The 16,520-nt window shown below is 63.2% G+C and carries 14 protein-coding genes; 8 read left to right on the plus strand and 6 right to left on the minus strand.

Annotated elements, in window-relative coordinates; translation table 11 throughout:
• Positions 1-23: 23 nt before the first annotated feature.
• Positions 24-1,316, minus strand: coding sequence for an L-rhamnose catabolism isomerase (gene rhaI / locus NKI29_RS26375; RefSeq protein ID WP_352797794.1), 1,293 nt, complete (start codon positions 1,314-1,316; stop codon positions 24-26).
• 125 nt (positions 1,317-1,441) lie between these two features.
• The gene (locus tag NKI29_RS26380) at positions 1,442-3,544 is read right to left on the minus strand and encodes a bifunctional rhamnulose-1-phosphate aldolase/short-chain dehydrogenase (protein ID WP_023677381.1); all 2,103 of its coding nucleotides are present in this window, start codon (positions 3,542-3,544) and stop codon (positions 1,442-1,444) included.
• A gap of 187 nt (positions 3,545-3,731) precedes the next feature.
• Here NKI29_RS26380 and NKI29_RS26385 point away from each other — a divergent pair, with 187 nt between their 5' ends.
• From NKI29_RS26385 to NKI29_RS26415, 7 genes are all read left to right on the plus strand, one after another.
• Positions 3,732-4,541 carry a DeoR/GlpR family DNA-binding transcription regulator gene (locus NKI29_RS26385; RefSeq protein ID WP_352572215.1) on the plus strand — a complete coding sequence of 270 codons (810 nt, stop codon included), beginning with the start codon at positions 3,732-3,734 and terminating at the stop codon, positions 4,539-4,541.
• 55 nt (positions 4,542-4,596) lie between these two features.
• Positions 4,597-5,592, plus strand: coding sequence for a rhamnose ABC transporter substrate-binding protein (rhaS, locus tag NKI29_RS26390; RefSeq protein ID WP_352448664.1), 996 nt, complete (start codon positions 4,597-4,599; stop codon positions 5,590-5,592).
• Positions 5,593-5,675: 83 nt separating this feature from the next.
• Positions 5,676-7,217 (plus strand): sugar ABC transporter ATP-binding protein, encoded by a 1,542-nt coding sequence (locus tag NKI29_RS26395; RefSeq protein WP_352797797.1) that lies wholly within the window; start codon positions 5,676-5,678, stop codon positions 7,215-7,217.
• Positions 7,214-8,191 carry an ABC transporter permease gene (locus tag NKI29_RS26400; RefSeq protein ID WP_352572216.1) on the plus strand — a complete coding sequence of 326 codons (978 nt, stop codon included), beginning with the start codon at positions 7,214-7,216 and terminating at the stop codon, positions 8,189-8,191. The genes NKI29_RS26395 and NKI29_RS26400 overlap by 4 nt, the downstream gene beginning before the upstream one ends.
• Entirely contained in the window at positions 8,188-9,189 is a 1,002-nt protein-coding gene (locus tag NKI29_RS26405; protein ID WP_352448661.1) for an ABC transporter permease, read from the plus strand. The genes NKI29_RS26400 and NKI29_RS26405 overlap by 4 nt, the downstream gene beginning before the upstream one ends.
• Positions 9,189-9,506 (plus strand): L-rhamnose mutarotase, encoded by a 318-nt coding sequence (gene rhaM, locus NKI29_RS26410; protein WP_352448660.1) that lies wholly within the window; start codon positions 9,189-9,191, stop codon positions 9,504-9,506. Before NKI29_RS26405 ends, rhaM begins: the two co-directional genes overlap by 1 nt.
• A complete protein-coding gene (locus NKI29_RS26415) occupies positions 9,503-10,873 on the plus strand; it encodes an FGGY-family carbohydrate kinase (RefSeq protein WP_352572217.1) in 1,371 nt (456 codons plus the stop codon). Before rhaM ends, NKI29_RS26415 begins: the two co-directional genes overlap by 4 nt.
• Before the next feature lie 36 nt (positions 10,874-10,909).
• On the opposite strand, the gene NKI29_RS26420 is transcribed toward NKI29_RS26415, so the two are convergent.
• Positions 10,910-12,160 (minus strand): D-amino acid dehydrogenase, encoded by a 1,251-nt coding sequence (locus tag NKI29_RS26420; protein WP_352572218.1) that lies wholly within the window; start codon positions 12,158-12,160, stop codon positions 10,910-10,912.
• Between the two features lie 43 nt (positions 12,161-12,203).
• Complete coding sequence (gene galE, locus NKI29_RS26425; protein WP_352572219.1) at positions 12,204-13,199, minus strand: UDP-glucose 4-epimerase GalE; 996 nt, start codon at positions 13,197-13,199, stop codon at positions 12,204-12,206.
• 265 nt (positions 13,200-13,464) lie between these two features.
• On the opposite strand from galE, the gene hemA reads away from it, so the two are divergent.
• On the plus strand, positions 13,465-14,742 hold the full coding sequence (gene hemA, locus NKI29_RS26430; protein WP_023677371.1) for a 5-aminolevulinate synthase: 1,278 nt from the start codon (positions 13,465-13,467) through the stop codon (positions 14,740-14,742).
• A gap of 53 nt (positions 14,743-14,795) precedes the next feature.
• Here hemA and NKI29_RS26435 read toward each other — a convergent pair whose 3' ends face one another.
• Both NKI29_RS26435 and mscL read right to left on the minus strand, forming a co-directional pair.
• Positions 14,796-15,962 carry a pyridoxal phosphate-dependent aminotransferase gene (locus NKI29_RS26435; protein WP_352572220.1) on the minus strand — a complete coding sequence of 389 codons (1,167 nt, stop codon included), beginning with the start codon at positions 15,960-15,962 and terminating at the stop codon, positions 14,796-14,798.
• Between the two features lie 110 nt (positions 15,963-16,072).
• Positions 16,073-16,495, minus strand: a complete 423-nt coding sequence (gene mscL / locus NKI29_RS26440; protein WP_023677369.1) for a large conductance mechanosensitive channel protein MscL — start codon at positions 16,493-16,495, stop codon at positions 16,073-16,075.
• Between the last annotated feature and the right edge of the window lie 25 nt (positions 16,496-16,520).

Raw genomic sequence — 16,520 nt, forward strand, 5'->3', positions numbered from 1 at the left:
GTTTTTCATTTTCACCCTCAACATCAAACAATCCCGCCGCCGACGCTCGCCACCGCCGGCCGTTCGGCTGCGACCTTCGCTCGGTAGCCGGCGGCGCGGTAGGCGGCGACCGGATCGATGGCGCCGCCGGTCTTCAGCCGCGCCATGGCAAGGATCGGCTCGACGTCAGTGCGATAGGCTGTCTTCAGCGTCTGCGTCGCCATCAGCGCGTCATTGGCGTCCTGGAAGCCTTCGAGCTCCTTGCGGTCGACCAGCAGCGCCTGGGCATAGGCGCGCTGCACCTCGACCGCCGACAACATCAGGCTTTCTATCGGATCGGTGACGTTATGGCTCTGGTCGAGCATGTGGGCCGGATCGAAACCTTCGGCACCGGCAAGCTCGGCATCGACCAGTTCATTGAAGACGAGGAACAGCCGGTAGGGATCGATCGAGCCGGCGTCGAGATCGTCGTCGCCATATTTCGAATCGTTGAAATGGAAGCCGCCAAGTTTCTTGAACTGGATCAGTCGCGACACGATCATCTCGATGTTGACGTTGGGGGCGTGATGGCCAAGGTCGACCAGACAGAACGCCTTGTCGCCAAGCTCTTTGGCGATGATGTAGTTGGTGCCCCAATCCTGCACGACGGTCGAATAGAAGGCCGGCTCGTACATCTTGTGCTCGGTGAACAGTTTCCAGCCGTCCGGCAGTCCGGCATAGATCTCCTTCATCGCGTCGAGATAGCGCTCGAATGCCTTGGCGAAATTGACCTGGCCGGGAAAGTTCGAGCCGTCACCGATCCATACCGTCAGCGCTTTGGAGCCCAGCGTCCTGCCGATCTCGATGCATTCGAGATTGTGCTCGACCGCCTGCCGGCGTGTTGCTGCATCGGCATGCGACAGCGAGCCGAATTTATAGGAAAGTTTTTGGTCCCTGGCGTCGGAGAAGGTGTTGGAGTTGATGGCGTCGAAGCCGAGGCCGAAGCGGGATGCCGCCTGCTTCAGCCGGTTCGGATCGGCCTTGTCCCAGGGAATATGCAGCGAGACGGTCGGCGTCGCCTGCGTCAATTGCCGGATGACGGCGCAGTCCTCGATCTTGTCGAAAATGTCACGCGGCTCTCCGGCGCCGGGAAAGCGGGCAAAGCGGGTGCCGCCGGTGCCGACGCCCCAGGACGGGATGGCGACGGCGAATTTCTCGACCTTGTCGCGGATGGCGTCGATGGCGATGCCGCGGCGGTCGAGGCGCTCGCCGAGGGACTCGTAGTCGCGCTTGAGATTGGCGTTGCGCGCGGCATTGTCTTTCTCGACAACATCGGCGGAGATGATGGTTTCGGACACTAAAGTTTCCTCCCAAATGCGTTCGGTTGGCGCTGCCCCTCATCCGCCTGCCGGCACCTTCTCCCCGTATGGTGACGGGGAGAAGGGTAAAGCTCCGGCGTCGGCGCCAACCCTCAAACGACTGCTTATCGCGTAAAGCTCTGTGCGTTGCCGGCGTCGACGTTGATGATGTTGCCGGTCGATTTGGCCGACATATCGGAGGCGAAGAAATAGATCGCCTCGGCGATGTCTTCGGGGAACACCGACCGCTTCAGCATCGAACGCGAGCGGTAGTGCTCCTCGAGATCGTCGGTCGACATCTTGTAGGCGGCGGCGCGCTGTTCCTTCCATTCGCCGGTCCAGATCTTCGAGCCGCGCAGCACAGCGTCGGGGTTGACGACATTGACCCTGATCTGCGCTTCCGCGCCTTCCAGCGCCAGGCAGCGTGCCAGATGGATTTCGGCGGCCTTGGCAGTGCAATAGGCGGCGGCGTTTGGCGATGCGGCAAGCCCATTCTTGGAGGCGACGAAGACGACGTTGCCGCCGATCTTCTGCGCCCGAAACAGCCGGAACGCCTCCCGCGAAACCAGGAAATAGCCGGTCGACAGGATGTCCATGTTCTTGTTCCACAGCGTCAGCGTGGTGTCCTCGATCGGCGCCGAGGAGGCCAGGCCGGCATTGGAGACCAGAATATCGATGCCGCCGAATTCGACCGCCGTTTCGGCAAAGCCGGAGATCACCTGATCCTCGGACGTGACGTTGATGACTACGGGCCGCACGAAATCCTTGCCATAGGCCTTGGCAAGCTCGTCATTGGCGCTGGCAAGGGCTGCTTCGTCGATATCGGCCAGCACGACGCACGCGCCCTCGCGCAGCAGCCGGTTGGCGGTGGCCCGGCCGATGCCGCCGGCGCCGCCGGTGACCAGCGCAATCTGGCCGGCAAGAGCCTTTGGTTTCGGCAGGCGCTGCAGCTTTGCCTCTTCGAGCAGCCAGTATTCGATGTCGAAGGCTTCCTGGTCGGGCAGGCCGACATAGGTCGAGACCGTCGAGGCGCCGCGCATGACGTTGATGGCGTTGACGTAGAATTCGCCCGAAATGCGCGCCGTCGCCTTGTCGCCGGCGAAGGTGAACATGCCAACGCCGGGCATCAGATAGACCACCGCGTTAGGGTCGCGCACCGGAGGCGAGTCGGCGTGCTTGCAGCGGTCATAATAGGCCTGATAGCCGACGCGATACTCCGCCACATCATCGGCAAGACGGGCAATGACGGCATCGACGTCGGGATTTTGGGGGTCGAACTCGATGACCAGCGGCCGGATCTTGGTGCGCAGGAAGTGGTCCGGGCAGGACGTGCCGAGTGCCGCCAGCGGCCGCAAATCCCTGGAATTGACGAATTCGAGCACGGCAGGGGAATCGTCGAAATGGCCGAGCTTGTGGCTGTTCTCCGAGATCAGGCCACGGATCCTCGGCATCAGTTTTGCGGCCACGGCGCGACGCGCAGGCGCATCGAGGGATTTGACGACTTCGCCGCCGAAAATCGGCTTGCCATGGCTCTTGCGCTCGAACCAGTCGATCGCCTGGTTGATCACCGAGATCGTCGTCTCGTAGCATTCCTTCGGCGTGTCGCCCCAGCTGAACAGGCCATGACTGGCCAGTACGACACCCTTGGCTTCGGGGTTTTCGCGGCAGAATTTCTCCAGCCATAGGCCGAGCTCGAAGCCCGGACGTTTCCATGGCAGCCAGCCGATCGTGTCGCCGAAGATTTCCTTGGTCAGCGCCTGCGAATCCTTGGCGGCGGCAATGGCGATGATGGCATCGGGATGCATATGGTCGACATAGGGCTTCGGCACGAAGGCATGCAGCGGCGTGTCGATGGAAGCCGCGCGCGGGTTGAGGTTGAAGGTGCAATGGGGCAGATAGCCGACCATCTCGTCTTCATGTTCGAGGCCGCGATAGAGACCTTTCAGCGCGCGCAATTTGTCCATGTAGAGCGTGGCGAAGCCGTCGAGCTTGATCGAGGCGCTGTCGCCGCCCGAGCCCTTGACCCACAGCACTTCCACGCTCTCGCCGGTGAGCGGATCGTTTTGCCAGATCTTGGAGGAGGTGTTGCCGCCGCCATAGTTGGTGACGCGCTTGTCGGAGCCAAGAACATTCGAGCGATAGACCAGACGTTCGGGCTCGCTCATTGCTTGCGCTTTTGCGTCATCCCAAAGATTGGCGAGGCGCGTGCCGGAGCGCTTGTCGAGCATAGGTATCCTCCCTTTGGGACACGCAAACGGCGCGGGTCCCTTTTGTGCGAATTTCTACGCAAGCGGCGGTCTTGTCAATCACAAACGATCAACATCAATCATATTGCATTGCACAATGAAATTATCTGATCGGAAATGATTGACACTGCGCGCTTTGGGTGCCTAGATGCTCCGGCAGGGAGGAACCATGCACGAGAAAGAGCGCCACAGGATCATTCTGTCCGCCGTCCAGGAAAAGCCTGTGGTGACGGTGCAGGAGATGGTCGACCTGACGGAGTCGTCGGAGGCGACGATCCGGCGCGACATCGCGGCATTGCATGTGCAAAAACGGCTGCGCCGGGTGCGCGGCGGCGCCGAGGCGCTTTCGCCGCCGCAGTTCATCGGCCTTGCCGGCCGGCCCTTTTCCGTCAACGAGACCATCAACGCTTCGCAGAAGCGGGCAATCGCGCGGGAAGCCGTGGATCTGTGCAAGGACGGCGAGCCGATCATCATCAATGGCGGCACCACCACCTTCCAGATGGTGCATTTCCTGACCGGCCGCCGCATGCCGATCTTCACCAATTCCTTCCCGATCGCGGAGCACCTGCTCAGGCACTCCAAGAACACGGTGATGCTGTCGGGCGGCACCATCTACCGCGAGCAGAACATCATCCTGTCGCCGTTCGACAATGACGTGACGCGCAATTTCTACGCGCGCCGCATGTTCATGGGCGCGCAAGGGCTGGGGCCGCTCGGTCTTATGGAAGGCGACCCGCTGCTGATCCAGGCCGAGCAGAAACTGATCGACCAGGCAGACGAATTGGTGGTGCTGGTCGATTCCTCGAAGTTCCGCAAACGCTCGAGCCTGATCCTGTGCGGCCTGTCGCGCATCGCCACGGTGATCACCGACGACGGCATCGAGGACCGCGAAGCCAAGATGCTGGAGACCGCCGGCGTGACGCTGATCATCGCCCGCACAACGGCAACCAACAAGGAAGAATCTTCGCTGCAGGCCTGAGAACCACTCACGCCCGCAGCGGTGATGGAATGCAACGCTCAAGGGAGGATATTCGATGAGCTTTCTGAAGAAATTGATGGTTACGGCGGCGTTCTCCGCCGCCATGTTCGTGAATGCCGCCTACGCCGAAAACGTCAAGATCGCGCTGGTGGTGAAGTCGCTCGGCAACGGCTTCTTCGACGCCGCCAACAAGGGCGCCGAAGAGGCGGCCAAGGAGCTCGGCGATGTCGACATCATCTACACCGGCCCGACCAAGGCGACCGCCGAAGCGCAGATCGAAGTGGTCAATTCGCTGATCGCCCAGAAGGTCAATGCCATCGCCATTTCGGCGAACGACGCCGACGCGCTGGTGCCAGTGCTGAAGAAGGCGATGCAGCGCGGCATTACCGTCATCTCGTGGGATTCAGGCGTCGCGCCGGAAGGACGCCAGCTTCACCTCAACCCCTCCGATACCAACCTGATCGGTGAGACCATCATCAAGCTGGCCGCCGACTACCTGCCGGAAGGCGGCGATGTCGCCATCCTGTCGGCTTCTTCGACCGCGACCAACCAGAATGCCTGGATCGACGCGGCCAAGAAGGTGCTGCCGGAGAAGTTCCCCAAGATCAAGCTCGTCGCCACCGTCTATGGCGACGACGACTCGGCCAAGAGCACGGACGAAGCCAAGGGCCTGCTGAAGTCCTATCCGAACCTCAAGGCGATCATCGCACCGACCACGGTCGGCGTCGTTGCCGCCGCGCAGGTGGTGACCGATGAAGGCCTGATCGGCAAGGTCAACGTCACCGGCCTGGCGCTGCCGTCGGAGTTCAAGAAGTTCATCGACAATGGCGCCAGCCAGGCGGTTGCGCTGTGGAACCCGATCGATCTCGGCTACTCCGCCGTCTACCTCGCCCACGACCTGGCGGTGAAGAAGGAAGAGGCCAAGCCCGGTGCTACGCTGTCGATCGGCCGCGTCGGCAAGGTCACGCTCGACGACACCAACTCGGCTGCGATGGCTCCGCCATTCCAGTTCGACAAGTCGAACATCGAAAAGTTCTCCAAGATCTATTGATCCTGGAACCTTCGAAACGGTGCGGCGGGGCTCAGGTTCCGCCGCGCTTTCAAACGAACCTTGCTACAGGGCTTGATACGATTATGGACACGACAGCCCAGCACGAAGTGGCAAATGAAGCGCCTTTGTCATCCGGACCGCGCCTGACGCTGTCCGGCATCTCGAAAAGCTTTCCCGGCGTGCGGGCGCTGCACAATGTCGGCCTGTCGCTCTATCCCGGCCAGGTAACCGCGCTGATCGGCGAAAACGGTGCCGGCAAGTCGACGCTGGTCAAGATCATGACCGGCATCTACCAGCCGGATGCTGGCACGATCAGCATCGACGGCCAGCCGATCACACTGCCCAGCGCCCACGCCGCGTTCGGGCACGGCATCACCGCCATCCACCAGGAAACCGTGCTGTTCGACGACCTGACGGTGGCCGAAAACATCTTCCTCGGCCATGCGCCGCGCACGCGTTTCAAAACCATCGACTGGCGCACCATGCGCAAGAATGCCCGCGAGGTGCTCGACACGATGGGCGCCGGCCATATCGACGCCGACGCCAGGCTGAAGGATCTCGGCATTGCCAACAAGCACCTAGTCGCGGTTGCCCGCGCCATGTCCATCGACGCGCGGATCGTCATCATGGACGAGCCGACGGCAGCGCTTTCGATGAAGGAGATCGAAGAGCTTTTCCTGCTGATCGAATTCCTCAAGAGCGACGGCAAGGCGATCCTGTTCATCAGCCACAAATTCGATGAGATCTACCGCATCGCCGACCGCTATACCGTGTTCCGCGACGGCGAGATGGTCGGCGAAGGCCTGATCAAGGACGCCGGCCAGAGCCAGATCGTGCGCATGATGGTCGGCCGCTCGGTCGATCACATCTTTCCGCAGCGCAAGGCCGAGATCGGCGCGCCGGTGCTGGCCGTCTCCGGCCTGTCGCACCCGACCGAGTTCGACGACATAGGCTTCGAGCTGCACAGGGGCGAAATCCTCGGCTTCTACGGCCTTGTCGGCGCCGGGCGCAGCGAGGTGATGCAGGCGATATCAGGCATCACCCGCACCAGCGGCGGCACGATCACGCTGGAGGGTAAGGCAATCGCGCCGAAATCGGCGGCGGATTCGATCGACGCCGGCATCGTCTATGTGCCGGAGGAGCGCGGCAAGCAAGGCGTGGTGATCGGCCTGCCGATCTTCCAGAATGTCTCGCTGCCCTCGCTCAAACGGACATCCAAATCCGGCATATTGCGGCTGGCCGAAGAGTTCGCGCTGGCCCGCTCCTACACCGAGCGGCTCGATCTGCGCGCCTCCTCGCTCAGCCAGGACGTCGGCACGCTGTCGGGCGGCAACCAGCAGAAGATCGTCATCGCCAAATGGCTGGCGACCGCGCCCAAGGTGATCATCCTGGACGAGCCGACCAAGGGCATCGACATCGGCTCGAAGGCCGCCGTGCACGGCTTCATGGCCGAGCTCGTCGCGCAAGGCCTGTCGGTGATCATGGTGTCGTCCGAATTGCCGGAAATCCTCGGCATGTCGGACCGCGTCGTCGTTATGCGCGAGGGCCGCATTGCCGCGGTCTACGACAATAAAGGGCTCGACGCCGAAACCTTGGTCAGGACGGCAGCGGGGATCGCGGCATGAAGGCTCTTCTCAAATACCGCGAGGTCTGGCTGCTGGCGGCAATCGTCGTGCTGATCGGGCTGATCTCCACGCGGTTTCCAGGTTTTGCCGATCCGGCCAACCTGCGCCAGGTGTTCAACGACACGTCGATCCTGATGATCCTGGCGCTCGGCCAGATGGTCGTCATCCTGACCCGCTCGATCGACCTGTCGATGGCTTCAAATCTCTGCTTCACCGGCATGGTGGTGGCAATGCTGAACGCCGCGCATCCGGCGATCCCGATCCCGCTGCTGATCGTCATCGCACTTCTGGTCGGCCTGGTGCTCGGCGCCATCAACGGCCTGCTGGTATGGCGGCTGAACATTCCCTCGATCGTGGTAACGCTCGGCACCCTCACCATCTACCGCGGCGCCACGTTCGTCATTTCAGGCGGCGCCTGGGTCAACGCCGACCAGATGAGCGCTGATTTCATCGGGTTGCAGCGCGCGGCTTTCCTCGGCATTCCGGTACTGTCGTGGATCGCCGTGCTGGTTATTGCGCTGTTCTTCCTCGTGATGACGCGCACCGCGCTCGGCCGCTCGATCTATGCCATCGGCGTCAACCCGACCGCATCGGTCTATGCCGGCATCGATGTCGGCCGGACGAAATTCACCGTCTTCTGCATTTCGGGGATGATCGGCGGCCTCTGCGGCTATCTCTGGATTTCGCGCTACGTCATCGCCTCGGTCGAGGTCGCGAATGGCTATGAGCTCAATATCATCGCCGCCTGCGTCATCGGCGGCATTTCGATTGCCGGCGGCATCGGTTCGGTCGGCGGCGCGGTGCTCGGCGCGCTGTTCCTCGGCATCATCTCCAACGCGCTGCCGGTGATCAACATCTCACCCTTCTGGCAGATGGCGATTTCAGGCAGCGCCATCATCCTGGCCGTGGTGCTCAACGCGCGCGGCGAACGCCGGCAAGGCCGCATCATCCTCAAGAAGGCGGAAGCGGCATGACCGACACCCCTGCCCCACGCCATATTCCCGACCGGCTCGACAAGCCGCTGACGTCGGCGATCTTCTCATGGGAGGCGCTGCTGGTCGTCGTTGCGGTTGCCATCTTTGCCGTCAACAGCTTTGCCTCGCCCTACTTCCTCGACGCGTGGTCGTTGTCGGACCTAACCTTCAACTTCACGGAAAAGGCGCTGATCGCGCTGGCCATGGCGCTGCTGATCATCTCCGGTGAAATCGACCTGTCGGTGGCCGCCATCATCGCGCTGGCGTCAACAATGATGGGCATGGCGGTGCAGGCCGGCGCCGGCATGCCTGAACTGGTGGCAATCGGCCTCGTCGTCGGGCTCGGCTGCGGCGCCTTCAACGGACTGCTCGTCACCAGGCTCGGCTTGCCGTCGATCGTCGTCACCATCGGTACGATGAGCCTGTTTCGCGGCATCGCCTTCATCATCCTCGGCGACCAGGCCTACAAGGGCTATCCCGCGAGCTTCGCCTTCTTCGGCCAGGGCTATGTCTGGTGGGTGGTGTCGTTCGAACTGACGCTTTTCCTGATCGCGGCAGTCGTCTACTGGTTCCTTCTGCACCGGACGAGCTTCGGCCGCCGGGTCTTTGCCATCGGTAACAACCCGGTCGCGGCGCAGTTTTCCGGCGTACGCGTCGGCCGTATCAAATTCATCCTGTTTTGCCTGACCGGCCTGATGGCGGGAATCGCCTCGGTGCTGATCACATCGCGGCTCGGCTCGACCCGGCCGTCCATCGCACAGGGCTACGAGCTGGAAGTCATCACCATGGTGGTGCTCGGCGGCGTCAGCATCCTGGGCGGCGCCGGCAGCATTCTGGGTGTGGTGCTGGCCGCCTTCATCATGGGACTGGTGACCTTCGGCCTCGGCCTGCTCAACGTGCCGGGGATCGTTATGTCGATCTTCATCGGCCTGCTGCTGATCATCGTCATCGCGCTGCCGATCCTGTGGCGGCGAGTACGGCGGGAGCGCTTTGCCTGATGCCGGAGAAATACGCGTTCAAGATGAAGCTCAATCCGGGCATGAAGGCCGAATACAAGAGGCGCCACGACGACATCTGGCCGTCGCTGGTCGCGCTGCTCAAGCAGGCCGGTATCTCCGATTACTCGATCCATCTCGACGAAGAGACCAACACCTTGTTCGGCGTGCTGTGGCGCCGTGACGACCATGGCATGGACGAATTGCCGAAGCATCCGGTGATGCAGCGCTGGTGGGCCGAGATGGCGGACATCATGGAGACCAAGCCGAACAACGAGCCGGTGGCGGTGCCGCTGGAAACAATGTTCCATATGGAATGACCCGTCACGTCGCCGTCATCGATATCGGCAAGACCAACGCCAAGGTGGCGCTGGTCGATCTTGCCGCAGCAAGCGAAGTCGCGCTGCGGCGCGTGGCCAACGCGCCCGTTCGACAAGGGCCGTACCCGCATCATGACGTCGAGCTTCTGTGGTCGTTCATCCTCGGCAGCCTGGCCGAGATCGATCGAGAGCATTCCGTCGACGCGATATCGATCACCACCCATGGCGCGACGGGAGTGCTGGTCGATGCATCAGGCGAACTGGCGCTGCCGGTGCTCGATTACGAATTCGACGGGCCGGATGCCCTTGCCGGGGACTATGACACGATCCGTCCGGCATTCTTCGAGACCGGCACGCCGCGCCTGCCGGCCGGCCTCAATCTCGGCGCGCAGCTGTTCTGGCAGCAGAAGCGCTTTCCGGCGGATTTCGCCAGAACCGCCGCGATCCTGATGTATCCGCAATACTGGGCCTTGCGCCTGACCGGCGTCGCCGCCGGCGAGGTGACTTCGCTCGGCTGCCACACCGATCTGTGGAACCCGTGGAAAGCGGATTTTTCGTCGCTGGTCGACCGGCTGGGATGGCGCCGGCTAATGGCGCCGGTGCGGCAGGCCAAGGACCGCCTGGGGCCGATCCTGCCCGCCCTTGCCCGACAAACCGGCCTCGACCCGCAAACGCCGGTGTTTTGCGGCCTGCACGATTCCAACGCCTCGCTGCTGCCGCATCTCCTGTCCGACAAGCCGCCTTTCTCCGTCGTCTCGACGGGCACCTGGGTGGTGTCGATGGCGATTGGCGGCAACAAGGTCGCGCTCGACCCGGCACGCGACACGCTTGTCAATGTCAACGCGCTCGGCGATCCCGTGCCCTCGGCGCGCTTCATGGGTGGCCGCGAGTTTTCCGTGCTGACCGAGGGCCAATCGGAGAACTGGACGGAAGACGATGTTGCCACGGTGCTAGCGCGCAAGACGTCCCTATTGCCCTCGACCCAACAGGGTTCGGGGCCGTTTCCGCATCATACCGCATCATGGCTTAACGCGGACGGTATGAGCGTCGGCCAGCGCTTTGTCGCCATCTCGTTCTACCTGGCGCTGATGACCGCGACCTGCCTCGACCTGATCGGCGCGGACGGTCCCACCATCGTCGAAGGACCCTTCGCCCGCAACCGGCTGTTCACCCGCATGCTGGCTGCGGCGGCGGCGCGCGCCGTCATTGCCTCCGGGGCTGCGACAGGCACCAGCATCGGCGCCGCCTTGCTGGCGTCGGACCAGGGGACACCGCAAGGCAGAGGCGAAAGGACCGAACCGTCGGCCGATCCGAGTTGGGCGAACTACGCGCGCTCGTGGCGTGCGGCGGTCGACGAACGAGCCTGACCGCCGAGCTCATGGCGCCCTGATGTCTGGAGATGCCTAGTTCCTGTAGACCAGCCCTTGCGGATCGATCTCCGGCTTGCGGCCGGCAACTATGTCGGCAAGGAATTTTCCCGAACCGCAGGCCATGGTCCAGCCGAGATGGCCGTGGCCGGTGTCGAGGTAGAGATTGTCGTACCGCGCCCGTCCGATGACCGGCACGGAGTTCGGCATCATCGGGCGAAGTCCAGCCCAGAGCTCAGCCTTGCTCTCGTCGAAAGCGCCGGGGAACAGGTCCTTGCCGGTGTTCAGGATCGAGTTGAAATCGCGTGGCTTGAACGTGCGGTCGAACCCGGTGAACTCCGCCGTCGAGGACATCCGCAGCCGATTTCCCAGCCTGGAATAGCCGATCAGCCGGTCCTCGTCGGCGCCGCCCATGATCGGCCCCTTGCTTTCATCTTCCAGCGGAACAGTCACGGTGTAGCCCTTCACGGGATAGACGGGCAGGTCGATGCCGTAGCGGCGGCCGAGCAGACCGCTCTCAGGCCCCATGGAAATGACCACCGCGTCACCGGCCGCCGGGCCGGCCGAGGTCATCACGGCGCGCACCCGGTCGCCGTCGATGTCGAGGCCTTCGACCGTGGTGCCGTAGAGGAATTGGACGCCGAGTTTCTCGGCGGCATAGGCAGCGAGGCGCTGCGTGAATTGGCTGGAGTCGCCGGTCTGGTCGATCGGCGAATAGACGCCGCCGGCTATCTTGTCCTTGGCGCCGGCAAGGCCGGGTTCGAGCTCGACCAGCCGGTCGCGGCCGACGATCTCGATCGGCAGGCCGTGTTCGCCGAGATAACGATAATTGTCGGTGCCGGTATCAAAGCTCTGCTGCGAGCGGAAGAAATACAGAATGCCTTTCTTGCGCTCGTCATAGTGGATGCCGGTTTCGGCGGAGACGGCGTTGATGCAGTCGCGCGAATAGAGCGCCAGACGCAGCTTGACGTCGGTGTTGGCGCGCATGCGCTTATGCGTGCACTGGCGCAGGAAGCGCAGGCTCCAGGCGAAAAAATACGGATCGAAGCGCAGCCGCACCTTGATGCCGAGATCGTGGTTGTAGAGGCCGCGCAGGAACGTCTTCAGCGCGGCTGGCGAGGCCCAGGCGGTGGCATCCCCGGGCGACACAAGGCCGGCATTCGACCGGCTGGTGCCGCGTGCTGCCGCCGGATGGCGCTCGATCACCGTCACCTCATGGCCGTCGCTGGCCAGATAATAGGCCGCCGCCGTACCGACGACGCCGGCCCCAAGCACCAGGATTTTCATTCCGCCCCCAGCGCGCTGAACCAACCTTTGCGGAGAGCCCACTTCACCCCAGAGCCGAATTCTTGCTGGTCAGGATGCGCTCCCAGGCAAGCGCATCGGCAACGATCCGGTCGAGGTTGTCGCGCTGCGGGGTCCAGCCGAGCTCGCCGCGCGCCAGCTCCGAATTGGCGACGACCGCGGCGGCGTCGCCGGCGCGGCGATCGCCCATCCGTACCTCGAAATCATGGCCGAAGACGCGGCGGACGCTGTCGATGACCTCGAGCACCGAATAGCCGTGGCTGTAACCACAATTGGCGACCAGGCTCGATCCGCCGGCACGCAGCCGCTGAAGCGCCAGCCGATGCGCCGCCGCCAGGTCGCTGACGTGGATATAGTCGCGCATGCAGGTACCGTCCGGCGTCGGATAGTCGGTGCCGAACACCTGCATGAAGGGGCGCTTGCCGAGCGCCGTCTCGCAAGCGACCTTGATCAGATGCGTGGCACCGGGCGTCGACTGGCCGGTGCGGCCCTTCGGATCGGCGCCGGCGACGTTGAAATAGCGCAGCGCCGTATAGCGCAACCCATGGGCAATTGCCGCGTCGCGCAGCATCCATTCGCTCATCAGCTTGGACAGGCCATAGGGCGATTCCGGCGCAAGCCGGGCATCCTCGCGCACCGGCTCCAGGCCGGCGCCGCCATAGACGGCGGCGGTCGAGGAAAAGATGAAATTGGGCACGCCTTCGCGCACCGCGGTCTCGATCAAGGTGCGCGTCTTGCAGGTGTTGTTCTCGTAATAGGCAAGCGGGTCGGCGACCGATTCGGGGACCACGATCGAGCCGGCGAAATGGATGATCGCGTCGACCTTATTGTCGCGAATGATCGAGGCGACCAGTTCCCTGTCGGCGACGTCGCCGACGACGAGCTTTGCTTCCGGGGCCACCGCCCATTCAAAGCCGGTGGAAAGCCGGTCGAGGACGACGACGTTGTCGCCCGTGTCCAGCAATTCCCAGACCATATGGCTACCGATATAGCCGGCCCCGCCTGTCACCAAAACCGTCATCCGCATCCTCGCTATTCATGATTTGTCGGAACTGTCTCAAACGCCGCCTTACTGGAAAACCTGCCGCCAGGCCATTAGAACCTGCGGTAACCGGTCTCATCGGCGCGTGGCATTGTCGTGAAACAAGATTGATCCACATCAAGGGAATAGGCCACGTTCCGTGGTCGTTAGGAACAGGCTCGGGGCGTGGCATTTTGACCAAAAAGGCCAGGTGGACGACGAATGGGCCAATGACTATGATCCCGCGCAAAACTGGGAAGGCGACATGAACTATCAGCGGTTTTTCGAGGAAGCGATCGACCAGCTCCATGCGGAGCGTCGCTACCGCGTCTTCGCCGACCTTGAGCGTATCGTCGGGAAATTCCCGCGCGCCATCTGGCGCGCCAATGGCCGCGCCGAGGAAATCACCGTCTGGTGCTCCAACGACTATCTCGGCATGGGCCAGCATCCCGACGTCATTGCCGCGTTCCAGAAGGCGGCAGGCAAGATGGGGTCGGGGGCCGGCGGCACCCGCAACATCTCCGGCACCAGCAACCCGCTGGTCGAGCTCGAACTGGAGCTGGCCGACCTGCACGACAAGGAAGCGGCACTGGTTTTCACCTCCGGCTTCGTTTCCAACGAGGCGTCGATCTCGACCATTGCAAAGCTGCTTCCCAATTGCCTGATCATCTCGGACGAGCTCAACCACGCTTCGATGATCGAGGGCGTGCGGCGCTCGGGCGCCGAGAAGAAGATCTTCCGCCATAACGACGTCGCGCATCTCGAAAGCCTGCTGCAGACGGCCGGCCGCGAGCGCGCCAAGCTGATTGTCTTCGAGAGCGTCTATTCGATGGACGGCGACATCGCGCCGATCAAGCAGATCGTCGATCTCGCCGAGCGTTACAACGCCATGACCTACATCGACGAGGTCCACGCCGTCGGCATGTACGGGCCGCGCGGCGGCGGCATCACCGAGCGCGAAGGGCTGGCCGACCGCATCGACATCATCGAGGGCACACTGGCCAAGGCGTTCGGCACGCTTGGCGGCTACATCGCCGGCAACACTGCGGTGATCGACGCGGTGCGCTCCTATGCGCCGGGCTTCATCTTCACCACGGCGTTGCCGCCGGCGATCGCTGCCGCGGCAACCACCTCGATCCGCCATCTCAAGCGCTCGCAGGCCGAGCGCGATGCGCAGCTGCGTCAGGCGACACGGACCAAGCAAGTGCTGGCCGCGGCCGGCCTGCCGGTGATGGAGTCGCCTACCCACATCGTGCCGCTTCTGGTCGGCGATCCCGAGCTCTGCAAGATGGCCACCGACCGCCTGCTCGGTGTGCACGGCATCTACATCCAGCCGATCAACTACCCGACAGTGCCGCGCGGCACCGAGCGGCTGCGCATCACGCCGACACCGTTCCATTCGGACGCGCTGATCGCGTCGCTGCAGGACGCACTGGTCGAGACATGGGACGCGTTGGGGATTCCGTACGGGTCCGCCGGCCGACCGTCGGTCGCCAAAAGCGATCGCGTCATTCCGCTGCTGGTGCCGAAGTCGGGCGGCTGAAGGTCGTTTAAAACTCTACGCCGAGAACCATTTGGTCGTCAGAGCGAAGTCGCTCAGACAGTCTTCATCCATTTCGCCAGCCTATTTGCCGCTTCCTCGAGCTGGTCGAGGCGGCGGTGGAAGCACAGCCTGAGGAAGGCTTCGCCGCCGGGGCCGAAGGCGGTGCCGGGCGCCAGGCCGACATTGGCGCGGTCGAGCATGTCGAAGGCGGCAGCGCGGGAATCGGTGATGCCGTCGACCGCAAAGAACAAATAGAATGCGCCCTGCGGCACTGTGAACCGCGCCCTGCCGGTGGTAGCGAGAATGCCGCAGACCAGGTCGCGCGCCGCCCTCGCCCGCTCCACCTGCTCGACGATGAAGGCGTCGCCTTCGTCGAGGGCGACGACGGCGCCGCGCTGCATGAACTGCGCAACGCCGGAAGTCGAATACTGGACCAGGTTCTCGAACACCTGCTGCAAGGCGGGATGGATCTTGATCCAGCCGATGCGCCAGCCGGTCATCGCCCAGTTCTTGGAAAAGGAATTGACGAACAGGATGCGATCCTCATCGGCCATGATGTCGATGAAGGACGGCGCGCGGCCATGGCCGTAATGAAACAGCGAGTAGATCTCGTCGGCGATGATCCACAGGCCCCTTTCGCGGGCGAGATCGAGGATCGCCTGCAGCGTCTCCTTGTCGGCGGTCCAGCCGGTCGGGTTGGACGGCGTGTTGACGAACAGCGCCTTGGTCCGTGGCGTGATCGCCGCTGCGATCTTGTCGACATCGCAAGACCAGCCATTGCCCGACTGATCGAGCGTGACCGCGACTGGAACGGCGCCCGCGATGCCGGCGGCGGCGGCGAAGTTCGGCCATGCCGGCGACAGGTAGACGAGTTCGTCGCCCTTGCCGGCCACCGCATCGATGGCCATCTGGATGGCATGCATGCCGGAGCCGGTGACGATGAATTCCTCGTTGGCGAAAGTCTTGCCGAAATGCCTGGTGTAGTAGCGGGCGAGCGCCTGCCTGAGTTCAGGAATGCCCCTCTGCCAGGTGTAGAAGGTTTCGCCGCCAGCCATCGCCTTGGCGGCGGCATCGGTGATGAAGGCAGGCGTCGGCAGGTCGCCCTCGCCGGCCCAGAGCGGGATCATGCCGTCGCGGCCGCGGCCGCGATTCATGACGGCGACAATGCCGCTTTCAGGCGCCGCCCGCGCTTCGGCGCGCAGAGTATCGATCAGGGTCATGGATGGTCCGCTTTCGTTTGCTCGACTGCTAGCGTGTTTCAGGGCGGACGAAAACAGAAAACCCCGGCCGCAAGCGACCGGGGTTTTGGTCCAGAAAGTTACCGCAGGCGCTACTTTCTGGCGAGGAGATCGCGAATTTCGGTGAGCAGCGCGACATCGGCCGGCGGCGGAGCGGCCGGGGCGGCCGGTTTCTCGCGCTCCAGCCGCTGGCGCAGATTGTTCACCGCTTTGACCATCAGGAAGATGATGAAGGCGAGGATAAGGAAGTTCAGCGCCACGGTGATGAAGCTGCCATAGGCGAAGACCGCGCCCTGTTTCTTTGCCTCAGCCAGCGATGTGGCGTTAACGGCCGAGGACAAGGGCAGAAAGTAGTTGTTGAAGTCCAATCCGCCCAAAATCGCCCCGATGACCGGCATGATGATGTCGTCGACCAGCGAGGTGACGATCTTGCCGAAGGCAGCGCCAATGATGACGGCGACGGCCAGGTCCATCACATTGCCCCTGGAAATGAATTCCTGAAACTCTTTCAGCATTCGACGCCTCCTTGTCTTGACCGGC

This window comes from Mesorhizobium sp. M0678 (assembly GCF_040320505.1).
Lineage (GTDB): Bacteria > Pseudomonadota > Alphaproteobacteria > Rhizobiales > Rhizobiaceae > Mesorhizobium.